The organism is Chryseobacterium sp. 'Rf worker isolate 10' (genome assembly GCF_050753305.1).
Taxonomy (GTDB): domain Bacteria; phylum Bacteroidota; class Bacteroidia; order Flavobacteriales; family Weeksellaceae; genus Chryseobacterium.
The window spans coordinates 1,102,480-1,115,470 of sequence record NZ_JBOZOF010000001.1 but is presented as its reverse complement, the minus strand read 5'-3'; the positions used below and the strand labels follow the sequence as shown (position 1 = coordinate 1,115,470).

The window sequence follows — 12,991 nt, the reverse complement described above, 5'->3', positions numbered from 1 at the left end:
GGTGGAAAAGACAGTATAAATGTGATTTACTTTATACTGTCTTTCAAAAACCTGACTAAATAAACTGTTTTCCAAACTGCTCTCTGAATGCTTCGTCTCCTAATTCAAGGCGTTGTGCATAGATCGCTTTAGCATCTTCTCCGGCTACATATCTCAGCTGTTTTTTGCCGTCTGTAGCAGCCTCATATACCACTTCTGCAATCTGCTCAGGTGTAGAAGCAGCTTCCATCATTCCTTCCATTTTAGAAAACAGAGAATTCGTCATATCTTCATAAGCAGGGCTGGATGCTGAATCCAGAGAACGGCTTACAAAATCGGTTTTGATTCCTCCTGGAGAAACCGTTTTAATATCAATTCCCAACGTATTAAGTTCAAAAGCTAAACTTTCGCTCCAGCCCTCAAGCGCCCATTTGGTAGCGTGATAAGTAGAACCTAACGGAAAAGCAACCAGTCCTCCTATAGACGTTGTAGAAATGAACATTCCTTTTTTCTGTTCTCTGAAATAAGGAATAAAGGCCTGTGTAACGCGAATAACCCCTAATAAATTCGTGTCCAGCTGTTTTACGATCTGATCATCAGAAAGTGCCTCTAAAGGTCCTATTAAGCCATATCCTGCGTTATTGTATACCACATCAATGTCTCCTAGCTCCAGCGCCAGCTTTACGGTAGACCGTATCTGTTCCGGATTGGTAACATCCAGTGGAAGTACAGTTATGTTCTCCAAATTAGCAAGATCAGCTGCTGCTTCTGGATTTCTCATCGTAGCGATTACTTTCCATCCGTTGTTTTGAAATAATTGGGCAGTTGCTTTACCTAATCCTGTAGAAGCACCTGTTATAAAAATTGTTTTCATTTTTCTTGGTTTAAAATTACAGGACAAAGTTCAGGATTCGAACAAACGCAGGAGTTGCCAAAATGGGGTAAGCTGTAGCCAAAACGGATGGGTTCAAAATAAAAGCATTTAACCAAAAAAAAATCCTTTAGCTGATATTTCAAACTAAAGGATTTCACTCCGGAAATATATATGGCTTATTTCCAGAGCTAAAATCAATATATAATAAACGTTTCTTTAAATAGTTTCTGCTGTCACCTTTTTCATCTCATATCCTTCATAATCAAAAACTTCCGATATGGATAATCCAAGTGCCCGGCTCACTCCTTCTCCGTACGCTGGATCAGCCCTGTAACAGTTTCTGATATGACGAATCTGTATAAACTTCTTTGCACCTCCCACTGCTTCAGCCGTATTCTTAAATAAAACCTCTTTTTGCTGATCAGACATCAGTCTGAAAAGATTTCCCGGCTGCGAAAAATAGTCAGTATCTTCACGATGATCCCAATGACCGGCATCACCATCAAGCTTTAAAGAAGGTTCGCTAAAATCATGCTGTTCCTGCCACTGACTAAAGCTATTGGGTTCGTATCCTATCGTACTTCCAAAATTTCCATCTGTTCTCATAGCGCCATCACGATGATAAGAATGGTATGGACATTTAGGAGCATTAACAGGAATCTGATGATGATTAACCCCTAATCGGTACCGCTGGGTATCTCCATACGAGAATAAACGCCCCTGCAGCATCTTATCGGGTGAAAAACTTATTCCCGAAACAATAGAAGCAGGATTAAAAGCAGCCTGTTCCACCTCTGCAAAATAATTGGACGGATTTCTGTTCAACTCAAGTTCTCCTACCGGAATAAGAGGATAATCACCATGAGGCCATACTTTTGTTAAATCAAATGGATTGATGTGATAAGTATTAGCCTCTTTTTCTTCCATAATCTGAACATACATTGTCCATTTAGGAAAATGGCCTTCCTCAATACTTTCATACAAATCTTTCTGATGGCTTTCCCGGTCAGTTCCGATGATTGCTTTTGCTTCTTCGTTGCTCATGTTCCGAATGCCCTGCTGTGTTTTAAAATGAAATTTAACCCAAAACCTTTTATTTTTATCGTCAATAAAACTGAAAGTATGACTTCCAAAACCATCCATATGTCTGTAGGATTTTGGGATACCGCGATCACTCATGGTAATGGTAACCTGATGAAGAGATTCCGGCAATAAAGTCCAGAAATCCCAGTTATTATCAGCACTTCTCATATTGGTTCGGGGATCTCTTTTCACGGCATGATTCAAATCCGGAAATTTTAACGGATCGCGAAGAAAGAAAACAGGTGTATTGTTTCCGACAAGATCCCAGTTGCCGTCTTCCGTATAGAATTTGATAGCGAAACCACGAATATCCCTTTCTGCATCGGCAGCTCCTCTTTCTCCTGCTACGGTAGAAAAACGGACAAATAAAGGTGTTTCCTTTCCAACAGAAGAAAAAATATTTGCTTTTGTATATCGGGTGATATCATGGGTTACCCTGAAAATGCCGTAAGCACCTGATCCTTTTGCATGCATTCTGCGTTCAGGAATTACCTCACGGTCAAAATGAGCCATTTTTTCTAAAAACCAAATGTCCTGTAATAAAGCCGGACCGCGACGTCCTGCGGTTTGAATGTTCTGATTGTCTGATACCGGAGCTCCGGTTCGATTTGTTAATTTATTTTCGTTCATATTGTATAATTTATTGTTCAAAATTATCGGATTAATGTGGTGCCGGAATCATCCAGTTTATACAAAAGAAAGCAGTCCAAAAACTGATCAGCCCGAGCTATCGACCGCCTCTTCATTCATTTGTTTTTTGTAAGTTTGTCTCCATCTATTTTTATGGCAGAATATATTCTTGACAACATCAATATAAGTACACTTTCCGTATATGACCTGCTGAAACATACCTCAGACAGTACATTTATCGGAATCAGGGATTTTCGTGAAATCTATCCCGTTGCTATTGAAAACAATTCAGGAATATTTACGAAACAATCATCATTAGAGGAATTTCCGGTGGTTACCATCAGCAAAATAGGCAGTTCATTGCTTTGTTCCTGTACCTGTGACAATGCCAAACACCAGCTTTGCTCTCATCAGGCAGAGATTATTCACTGCATTATTGAGAATAAAAATTACCGCCTGTTTTTTGATGAGACTCTACGCAAAAAAACATTTCTCCCTAAAGCCAAAGGATATGGCCTTGAAAATGAAGCAGATCTGGATCAATATTTTCAGCTGGAATATGCTGATGGCAAAATTGAAATACTGCCCAAAATCAAGGAAATGCTTCCTGTAGATGATATCATGCTGACAAAAGATCTTCTTCCCCAGCTTCCTTCTAAACTGGATGAGCTGGCTGTACTGGAATCGGGTAAAAAGCAAATATTGGTCATCGGGAAACACCGTTATTACAATCATATGACCTTCTCTCTGATGGAGGCAGAAATAACGCAGACAGGAAAAATAAAAAATCCTGTTACTCCTGTAGATGCCATGCAGCTGATATGGAAAGCGGAGAAACCGGCAGACATCAAATTTTACACGGCTATTACCTCTTTTCAAAATAATTACAATGAAGATTACAATCCATCAGAACTGGAAGCTTTAAAGCTCATTGTACAGAATCCTCTGGAGCTTGAAGTCTATTATCACGACCGTGAAATTGCAGAAACTGTTTCTGCAAAGTCACTTTCTCATATTGAATTAAATACTTTAGATGCAGAGGTTCAATTATCTGTATTTAAGAAAGATCCGTTTTTTGAAATAACCGGAGAATTGCTTTTTAATGACATTTCCATTCCTTTTAAAAATATTGTTCTCAGAAATGAATATTTTGTATATAACCGAAACATTTTCAGCTTTGTAGATGATCCGGACATGCTCAGAATCATCAGATTCTTTAAGGTTAATAATGAAATTTTACTGATTCATTCTTCAAAATATGAAGTGTTTATGCAGAACATCTTATCTAATTTAGAAGATCGTATTCATATCAATTACAGCTATATAGAGCCTGCAACAAAAGTACAACTTGAAGACAAGAACTATCAGACTGAAAAAGTCATTTATCTTCGTCAGCAGGAAAATTATATAGGAATTACTCCCGTTATGAAATACGGAGAGGTAGAAGTGCCGGTGTATTCCAGAAAGCAGCTTTTTGATACAGATCAGAATGGAAATCCGTTTAAAATAGAAAGAAATGAATCTGCAGAAGCCCGCTTTACATCTTTGGTAATGCAGCAGCATCCTGATTTTGAAGAACAGATGGATGGTTATCAGTATTTTTATCTTCACAGGGATAAGTTCCTGGATAACAACTGGTTTCTTGAAGCATTTGAAACCTGGCGGAATGAAGGGATCATCATACTTGGTTTTAACGAACTAAAAAACAACAAATTAAACCCTCACCGTGCTAAAATCAATATTCAGATTACCAGCGGGCTGGATTGGTTTAATGCTAAATTAAAAGTTGGATTTGGCCCCAAAGAAGCATCCTTAAAGCAGCTTCACCGGGCGATACGAAATAAGAGTAAATTCGTTCAGCTGGATGACGGAAGCATGGGAATTCTCCCTGAAGAATGGATGGAAAAAATATCCGCTTACTTCCATGCAGGAGAAATTGATGAAGAACTTTTAAAGATTCCGAAAATCAATTTTACAGAGGTTACTTCGCTGTTTGAAAAAGAAGTTCTGACCCAAGAGGTTCAGGAAGAACTTACTTCTTATTCCACGAAGTTTTCCAAAGTAAAGAATATCCCGGAAGTAGCTATTCCCGTTGAACTGAATGCTGAGCTAAGGGATTACCAGCATGATGGCCTGAACTGGCTTAATTTTCTTGACAGTTTTAACTTCGGAGGATGTCTTGCGGATGATATGGGACTTGGAAAAACCATTCAGATCATTGCGTTTATTCTTTCGCAAAGAGAAAAAAGAGGGCATACTACCAATCTGGTTGTAGTTCCTACTTCCCTGCTTTTCAACTGGCAGGAAGAGATCAGCAAATTTGCGCCTTCTATAAAAGTTTTGCTTCATTATGGGGCAGACCGACCAAAAACAGTGGCTCACATGCCTGATTACGAAGTGGTTCTTACTACATATGGAATGCTTCTTTCCGATATCCGGTTTTTGAAAAATTTTAATTTTAATTATGTATTTCTGGATGAATCACAGGTTATTAAAAATCCAAATTCGGAAAGATATAAAGCCGCACGTTTGCTTCAATCGAGAAACAGGATTGTGCTGACTGGTACACCTGTCGAAAACAGCACTTTTGACCTTTACAGCCAGCTTTCCTTTGCCTGTCCGGGATTGTTGGGAAGTAAACAGTATTTTAAGGATATTTACGCCATTCCTATTGATAAATTTGAGTACAGTAAGCGTGCAGTGGAGCTTCAGCAAAAGATAAAACCATTTATCCTCAGAAGAACAAAGAAACAGGTTGCCAAAGAGCTTCCGGAAAAAACAGAAACAGTAATCTACTGTGAAATGAATACGGAACAGCGCAAGATCTACGATGCTTATGAAAAAGAACTTCGTGAGTTTATTGCTGCCAATGATGACGATGATCTGAATAAAAACAGTATGCATGTCCTTACAGGCCTTACAAGGCTCAGACAGATATGTAATTCACCCGTTTTGATGAAAGAAGGATATTCTGGTGAAAATGCCGTTAAAATTGAAATTTTGATGGAACAGATCCTTGGGAAGTCAAAAGATCACAAAATCCTTGTTTTCTCTCAATTTGTTGGAATGCTGGATCTGATAAAAGCTGAGCTTGAGCGCCACAAGATCCAGTTTGAGTATTTAACGGGGCAAACTAAAGACAGAGGTGAAAAAGTAGCTAATTTCCAGCAAAACGAAGATATCCGTGTGTTCCTGATCAGCTTAAAAGCTGGTGGTGTCGGTCTCAATCTTACTCAGGCAGATTATATTTACCTCGTGGATCCCTGGTGGAATCCTGCGGCCGAAAACCAGGCTATAGACCGTAGTTACCGTATAGGACAAACCAAAAATGTAATTGCTGTAAGAATGATCTGTTCCAATACTGTAGAGGAAAAAATACTTACGCTTCAAAATAAAAAGAAACAGCTGGCTCAGAATCTGCTTGCAACCGACGGAAAGAAACTTCAGGGACTGTCTAAGCAGGATCTTATGGATTTGCTGGAACCTGGTTCATAATATACACCTAAAAATATCTAAATCAAAGAATTATACAAATAAAAAAACCGACAGGTAAAGGACCTGTCGATTAAAAAACAAAAATTGATATGGATATGATTTAGATATGATGTGTCTATTTTTTAATAATTTTTTCTGTGACGATTTTTTGATTCTTCGTCTTAATTTTGATCAGATAAGTTCCCGGAACAAAACTGTCCATAGAAACTGTCATTGAATTACCTTCCAGTATCTTTTGTCCGGAAATATTGTAAATTTCATATTTCTCCAAACCTTCTTTCATTTTGATAGTCAATGAATTTGAAGTAGGATTCGGATAAAGTTGCATATTGGCTGAAGTATCTTTAGAAACTTCTGATGTTGAAAGATTTTCAGGCTGAATTTTAAGGGTATAATCTTCCACCTGTCCGATGAACCATCCTGAAGGACATGGAAGGTTTTCCAAAGTTCCCATCCATGAATTGGATTCATACGCTTTTACCAGTCTGAAACGGGTATCTCCCAGCTGTGCCCCCGCCGGAATGGTAATATTGCCTGTAGTAGCTCCAGATTGCTGGTTAGGAACCGGATTGGAATTATCCAGATATCCCAGATTAAATTTTTCATCAGCATCAAACTGATTATTATGGTTAAAATCAATATAGGCATAGGCTGATACAGTACTCTGACCATGTGTACCTCCTGTTACTGTTATCGGATAGGTATTTCCTCGGTTCACATTAAAAACAATTGCTGTGAAGTTTTCAAGAACATCAGAGTTCCCGTCTAGCACACTGTTTTTAACATTTCCTGCAAATTCCACAGTGCTTATTTCGCTTACTGTAAGACTCGTAATATTTTCAGTACCACAGTAAGGTGCAGGGAAATTGGCAGTATTTCCTATGATATTGACTGTATAATCTTCTGTCTGCCCTGCTCTTAAACTTGTGTCACAAGCTGAACTGATAGAATTAGCTGCTGCAGGATTCGAATACGCCTGAACATTGGTATTTTTAAGAACCCTCATTCTTGTACTTCCATTCTCCGCATTGGCCGGAATCGTTATTGTATTGTTGATCATAAAAGCATTGGCTGGGTTGGCAGCTTCAAGCCTTCCGATATAAAAGCTTTCTCCGGCATCATCAAAATTTCCATTCTGATTAAAGTCTATATAAACTACTACATCACTTGGAAATGTGCTGGAAGGACCTTTCACTGATATCGGATAAGAATTTCCCGACTGGAGATCTGTAGACATTGCAGTAAAATTCTCATAAATTTGTGCATTCCCGGATTGAACGGGAGATGTATTATTAATAGTTCCGAAAGTTACATTGCTAATCATATTGCTATCAGCTCCATACTGAAAAGTTGGTGTACAATATTGCACCTGTGCATTCATCAGCGAAGCAAGTACAATACCGGAAAGAGTAGTTATTTTTTTCATTTTCTTCGTTAAATTTCTTGGGACAAATTTATATTTATTTAGAATGAATAAAAATAAGAAAGTAATGATATTTGTCAGTTTAATAAAAATAGATTGTTTAAAGCTTATCTGTATCCATTGAATATAATGATTTATCAATGGATAATCAATCCGTTACCAATACAAAAGATCCCTCTCAAATTTAACTTCAAGAAAGATCTTTTTTAATATAATCATTGAAATCTAAGGTATTTTATCCCTTTTAGCCTATATTTTCAATAAGAACTGCGGAAGCTCCTCCTCCTCCATTACAGATGGCAGAAATTCCATATTTGCCTTTTTCCTGACGTAAAATATTCACCAAAGTAGCCATAATTCTGGCACCCGAAGCACCAATTGGATGTCCTAATGCAACCGCACCTCCATACACATTTACTTTGTCCAAATCATATCCGAGGATTTTCTGATTGGATAAAATCACGGAAGAATAGGCTTCATTAATTTCGAAAAAGTCAATATCTGATAGTCTAAGACCAGTTTGTTTCAATAACTTTTCAATAGCTACGGAAGGTGAAGTAGTAAACCACTCTGGTGATTGCGCAGCATCTGTATAAGCTACTATTCTTGCCAGTGGTTTCAGATGATGATGCTCTACAGCTTCAGAAGATGCTAATAGTATTGCTGCTGCGCCGTCATTCAGATTACTGGAATTGGCAGCGGTGAGGGTTCCATCTGCTTCAAATGCGGGTTTCAACAGCGAGATTTTCTCTGGAATCAGTTTATCAATATCTTCATCTTTATCAACGATTGTAGTTCCTTTTTTACCTTCAATCGATATTTGGATCAATTCATTGTCGAACTTGCCATTTTTGGCTGCTTCCTGGGTTCTATGATAAGATAACAATGCATAATCATCAAGTTCTTGTCTGGTGAGCCCATATTTTTTTACACCTAATTCTGCGGCACTTCCCATATGGAAATCATTGTATACATCCCACAAACCATCTTTAATCAATCCATCAGTAAGGTTGGTATCGCCTAACTTTATTCCCTGGCGGATTTTTACATAATGCGGAACATTACTCATACTTTCCATTCCTCCTGTCATGACGATATGATTCTGTCCAAGCTGAATCTGCTGAGTACCAATCATGGCTGATTTCATACCGGATGCACAGACTTTATTAATTGTTGCAGCGTCTTTATCAATGGGAATATTAGCAAAAATCGCGGCCTGTCTTGCTGGAGACTGTCCAAGTCCCGCACTCAGTACATTTCCCATATAAACGCTGTCTATATGCTCGGGTGCAAGGTTGATGCTTTCATAAGCATGCTGAATAGCAAGAGCGCCCAATTGAGGTGCTGTAAATCCGGACAGGCTTCCCATAAAACCACCAACTGGGGTTCGTTTTGCGGCTACTATAAATACTTCTTTCATAGGTTTTATTTTACAATATACCGATCAGTATATTTTTAATTAAAAAAAATCTCTTTGCTTTTATGAGAGATATAACAAATATAATCAAAATATACCAATCGGTATATTAATAGTGAAAAAAAATCTTACTTATGGAAGTAAGGTTTTATTATTTATGTTCTGCTTAGCTGATCTAGCTTTTTCAATAGTGTGGGCATTCTGTAATCTCCATGCATTTGTTCTACTTTTAATTGAACTTCATCTACATTCATTCCTCTGGCTGTTACAAAAAGTGGTGTTTTGCTTTCTCCACGTACTACATTTCTTCGCTGGGAATCCGGAGTTGTAAATTCATTTTTTGCAATCCCAACTATAGGATACTTTTCTTCCAATTCTTCGTAAAGGTGTCCGCCCAGACCAATTTTCCCATCATTATCCAGGGTAACATATCCATCAACGATAATAATATCTCCTGGTTTTAATGTTATTTTCTCCAGCAGGCTTAAAATGCAGGGTAATTCTCTTTTGTAAAAGGCTCCGCTTTCATATTCTGAACTTACAGAGGTCTGTTCTATAAAGATTTCAACTTCTTTTTCAGAAGTCCAGTTTTCAAATGCAATACATACGGTATTGGCATAATCCTCATAATAGTAGGTATCGAATGCGTAAATCATATTTCTTTTTCCTTAAAAAACTCACCAAAATGCCACAATATTCCAGACGGATCATGTACAAAACATTCTTTTCCCCAATCCATCATTCTTACAGGAGTAAGTCTTACATTCTCATATTTATCTGTAAGTTCTAAAGTCAGGAGTTCCTTCCAAAATTCATCGGTATTGGCAAATTCCATAAAAATCATGGTATTGTCTACCCAGTCTTTTGCATAATAATCCTGAAGATAAAAGCCAATTTCTTCACGGATAAACAATGATAATTTGGATTCCAGAACAACTTCTTCAAATCCCAGATCCCTGTAAAAATTTCTGCTGATCTCAAAATTCTGTGCCCCGATAAAAGGCCTGATGGATTTTAGTTTTGGTGTCATAATTCTTTATTTTTCCAGTTTTCAGAGGTCATTTCAAACTTAATTTCTCCTTTTCCATGGGTTCCGACTTCCTTCCATCCAGATTTTCTGTAAAAGATTTCAGCCCTCGTTCCAGGTGAAGTACTCAGCCATACAGAATCTTTGTTTTGCTCAAAATACCAGTCGAGCATGATGTCATGAAGTTTTCTGCCGATTCCATGGTTTTCAAAATCAGAATGTACAAAGAGTGCCCAGATATTATTTTCTTTCAGATCTGCAATAGAAAAACCAACAATCTGATCTTCTATCTCACATATCCAGCCTTTTCCTCTTTGAAACAGAAACTCTTCACAATCTTTATCGGTAACCAATCCTGGATCCGACAGTGTATTTTCTTTCACTGAATTTCTTACAATCTGAATTTGTGCAATATCTTCCTGTCTTGCCTCACGAATCAATGTGTTCATGGTAATAATTTTGTTGGTAAACGCAAAGGCGCAAGATATTTTTATGATGAAGTTTTTAAGCCGCAAGGATTTTATCTTCGATAAAATTTGATCATGTTCAAAGCGCTGTAAATAAAAGATACTTTATGCCTTTGGGCTTACCAATGTATTTCAGTGTAATCTAAAATTAATACTTATTTTCTGTCAACAACAATTCTTTCTTCTCTGTTGGCAATATCCCAGGCCGTTGTGAAAACAAGCTGGGTTCTTTTCTCCAACAACTGATAATCAATCTTTTCAGGATCATCCCCTGGTTTATGATAATCTTCATGAATACCGTCAAAGAAAAATGCAACAGGGATATTATGCTTAGCAAAATTATAATGGTCTGAACGGTAATATAATTGTTCAGGATCATTCAGATCATCATATTTGTAATTAAGTTCCAGATTATTGGTTCTCTTGTTGGCAGCTTCGTTAATTACTTTAAGCTGAGAACTTAGCATTTCTGAACCAATTACATAAACATATTGCTTTCCTCTGTTGGCAGGATCATCACGTCCGATCATATCAATATTAAGGTCAACAACAGTATTGGCTAATGGAAAAACAGGATTTTCAGAATAATATTCTGACCCGAACAGTCCGTGTTCTTCTCCTGTAACATGGAGAAACAGAATTGATCTTTTAGGTCCCTTACCTGCTTTTTTAGCCTGCTGGAAAGCTTTCGCAATTTCCATTACAGCAACAGTTCCGCTTCCATCATCGTCTGCTCCATTGTATACTACCCCATTTTTTGTTCCTACATGATCGTAATGTGCAGAAACCACAACAATCTCATCGGGTTTTTCACTTCCTTCAATAAAAGCTAAGATATTTTCAGAATCAGGAAGGTTGCCTCCTCCTCTTTGTTTCATAAATTCAGACGGAACTTTCTGATAGTATGAGCCTAATGCTTTAGGTCCCGAAATACCCAGGTTTTTATAGTAATTAATCATATACTCTCCCGCCTTTTTCTGCCCTTTACTTCCGGTATCACGTCCTTCCATATCATCTGCTGCAATGACATACAGGTTTTTCTTTAAATCTGCTGCATTGATCTCTTTGTAAGCATTCTCAAATGCCTTGCTATGTTTTGTAGATACAGGATGGGCATTCCCGTCAGATAGATTTGCCGTTCCGCAACTGGTCATCACAACCATAGCAAACAGCGGAATAAGTACTTTTTTCATAAAGAATAAATTTCTTAAAAATAACAAATTTTATTGAATTCAAAATATAAGCAACAAATATGATAAAATAATATGACTTTAAATATAAAATTAACAACATCCTAATTTAAGACTCAATATGATATCAAATTTTTATTATATTTGGTTAAAATACAAAATAGGTGGATAAAATTTATGGATTTACACATTATTCCTTTTTCACGGAAATGTCCGAACTGGCAACCAGGCACGGAAGCTTTGATCTTTCTCTGGGTCTTCCTGATTTTGACATTGATGAACGCCTTAAAACATTTTTAAAAGAAGCTGCTGAAAAAGATACTTATCATTATGAACCTCTTGCCGGAAGTCCATTTCTGGTCGAAAGTATCGTCCGTTTTAATGCAAAACGAACTCACAGTATCTCCATTACAAATAAAGAAATCACCATTGTTCCCTGTGCAACCTTTGCTTTATATACTTCCCTAAAATCTATTCTTAATCAGAATGATGAAGTCATTATTATTCAACCCTCCTATTATACTTACGGACCTGCTGTTGTTATGAATGGCGGAGTTCCTGTTTATTATGATCTTGAAGCAGATTTTACGATCAACTGGGATTTGTTCAAAGATTGCATCAGTGAAAAAACCAAAGCGGTTATTATCAATTCACCCCAGAATCCAACGGGAAAAGTATGGAAAAATGAAGACTGGAATCAGCTGTATGAAATGATAAAAGACCGTGATATTTATTTAATTTCTGAAGAAATATATGATACCTATTGCTATGATGAAGTTGAGCATTACAGTTCTTTCACTCATCCAGGGCTTCGGGAAAAAACTTTTTGTATTTTTTCTTTTGGGAAAATGTTTCATACTTCGGGATGGAAAGTGAGCTATATGCTTGCTTCTGAAGCTTTAACACGGAGATTCCAGTGCCATCAGCAGTATATTTCTTACAGTGCAAATGCTCCGGCACAGTATGCCATAGCAAAGTATCTGGATCTATTTGATCCGGATATCAGCAAAAAGCTCATGCAGAGGAAAAGAGATATTTTTAATGAACTGATTAAGGAAACTCCTCTGCAGGTAGAACAAAAATCGGAAGGAAGTGTTTTTCAGGTTGTCAATTTCCGCAATGTTTCTAAAACAATGACGGATGTGGAGTTTTCAAAATGGCTTACGATTGAGAAAAAAGTTTCCTGCCTTCCACTTTCTGCTTTTTACAATTCCAGAAATAATTCGGATTATATAAGATTTAGTTTTGCTAAAAAAGATGATTTGATTATTCAGGCTTTGGAGCATTTGAAAAGGAACCTTTAATATTTTCTATAGTTTTTCCCCACTGATCGCACAGATTTTCACAGAGGATTGTGGGCATTTATTTTTCTTATTGTTTCTTTTGTGGGGTTTGATATGATAAAA

General features: G+C 37.2%; 10 protein-coding genes. 2 read left to right on the top strand and 8 right to left on the bottom strand.

Annotated features, from left to right (window positions below):
* Positions 1-55: 55 nt before the first annotated feature.
* On the bottom strand, positions 56-853 hold the full coding sequence (locus LKL37_RS04880) for an SDR family oxidoreductase (protein ID WP_431609469.1): 798 nt from the start codon (positions 851-853) through the stop codon (positions 56-58).
* 216 nt (positions 854-1,069) lie between these two features.
* A complete protein-coding gene (locus tag LKL37_RS04875; protein WP_431609468.1) occupies positions 1,070-2,566 on the bottom strand; it encodes a catalase in 1,497 nt (498 codons plus the stop codon).
* A 153-nt stretch (positions 2,567-2,719) separates the two neighbouring features.
* Between LKL37_RS04875 and LKL37_RS04870 the strand changes: the two genes are divergently transcribed.
* Positions 2,720-6,061 (top strand): SNF2-related protein, encoded by a 3,342-nt coding sequence (locus LKL37_RS04870; RefSeq protein WP_431609467.1) that lies wholly within the window; start codon positions 2,720-2,722, stop codon positions 6,059-6,061.
* A gap of 115 nt (positions 6,062-6,176) precedes the next feature.
* Here the strand turns inward: LKL37_RS04870 and LKL37_RS04865 are convergent, their stop codons facing one another.
* The 6 genes from LKL37_RS04865 to LKL37_RS04840 all read right to left on the bottom strand — a co-directional run bounded on the left by LKL37_RS04865 (position 6,177) and on the right by LKL37_RS04840 (position 11,588).
* Positions 6,177-7,487, bottom strand: a complete 1,311-nt coding sequence (locus tag LKL37_RS04865) for a GEVED domain-containing protein (protein ID WP_431609466.1) — start codon at positions 7,485-7,487, stop codon at positions 6,177-6,179.
* A gap of 241 nt (positions 7,488-7,728) precedes the next feature.
* Entirely contained in the window at positions 7,729-8,904 is a 1,176-nt protein-coding gene (locus LKL37_RS04860) for an acetyl-CoA C-acyltransferase (RefSeq protein WP_431609465.1), read from the bottom strand.
* 152 nt (positions 8,905-9,056) lie between these two features.
* Complete coding sequence (locus LKL37_RS04855) at positions 9,057-9,557, bottom strand: endonuclease V (RefSeq protein WP_431609464.1); 501 nt, start codon at positions 9,555-9,557, stop codon at positions 9,057-9,059.
* On the bottom strand, positions 9,554-9,931 hold the full coding sequence (locus tag LKL37_RS04850) for a glyoxalase (RefSeq protein WP_431609463.1): 378 nt from the start codon (positions 9,929-9,931) through the stop codon (positions 9,554-9,556). The genes LKL37_RS04855 and LKL37_RS04850 overlap by 4 nt, the downstream gene beginning before the upstream one ends.
* On the bottom strand, positions 9,928-10,377 hold the full coding sequence (locus tag LKL37_RS04845) for a GNAT family N-acetyltransferase (protein ID WP_431609462.1): 450 nt from the start codon (positions 10,375-10,377) through the stop codon (positions 9,928-9,930). Before LKL37_RS04845 ends, LKL37_RS04850 begins: the two co-directional genes overlap by 4 nt.
* Before the next feature lie 173 nt (positions 10,378-10,550).
* Positions 10,551-11,588: a M28 family metallopeptidase gene (locus LKL37_RS04840; RefSeq protein WP_431609461.1), complete on the bottom strand. Its 1,038-nt coding sequence runs from the start codon at positions 11,586-11,588 to the stop codon at positions 10,551-10,553.
* Positions 11,589-11,749: 161 nt separating this feature from the next.
* Here LKL37_RS04840 and LKL37_RS04835 point away from each other — a divergent pair, with 161 nt between their 5' ends.
* Positions 11,750-12,889: an aminotransferase class I/II-fold pyridoxal phosphate-dependent enzyme gene (locus LKL37_RS04835; protein WP_431609460.1), complete on the top strand. Its 1,140-nt coding sequence runs from the start codon at positions 11,750-11,752 to the stop codon at positions 12,887-12,889.
* The last annotated feature ends 102 nt before the right edge of the window (positions 12,890-12,991 follow it).

What these genes read in the sequence shown, in the direction of transcription:
- LKL37_RS04880 (WP_431609469.1), bottom strand. Translation starts at nt 853, where the DNA reads ATGAAAACAATTTTTATAACAGGTGCTTCTACAGGATTAGGTAAAGCA.
- LKL37_RS04875 (WP_431609468.1), bottom strand. Translation starts at nt 2,566, where the DNA reads ATGAACGAAAATAAATTAACAAATCGAACCGGAGCTCCGGTATCAGAC.
- LKL37_RS04870 (WP_431609467.1), top strand. Translation starts at nt 2,720, where the DNA reads ATGGCAGAATATATTCTTGACAACATCAATATAAGTACACTTTCCGTA.
- LKL37_RS04865 (WP_431609466.1), bottom strand. Translation starts at nt 7,487, where the DNA reads ATGAAAAAAATAACTACTCTTTCCGGTATTGTACTTGCTTCGCTGATG.
- LKL37_RS04860 (WP_431609465.1), bottom strand. Translation starts at nt 8,904, where the DNA reads ATGAAAGAAGTATTTATAGTAGCCGCAAAACGAACCCCAGTTGGTGGT.
- LKL37_RS04855 (WP_431609464.1), bottom strand. Translation starts at nt 9,557, where the DNA reads ATGATTTACGCATTCGATACCTACTATTATGAGGATTATGCCAATACC.
- LKL37_RS04850 (WP_431609463.1), bottom strand. Translation starts at nt 9,931, where the DNA reads ATGACACCAAAACTAAAATCCATCAGGCCTTTTATCGGGGCACAGAAT.
- LKL37_RS04845 (WP_431609462.1), bottom strand. Translation starts at nt 10,377, where the DNA reads ATGAACACATTGATTCGTGAGGCAAGACAGGAAGATATTGCACAAATT.
- LKL37_RS04840 (WP_431609461.1), bottom strand. Translation starts at nt 11,588, where the DNA reads ATGAAAAAAGTACTTATTCCGCTGTTTGCTATGGTTGTGATGACCAGT.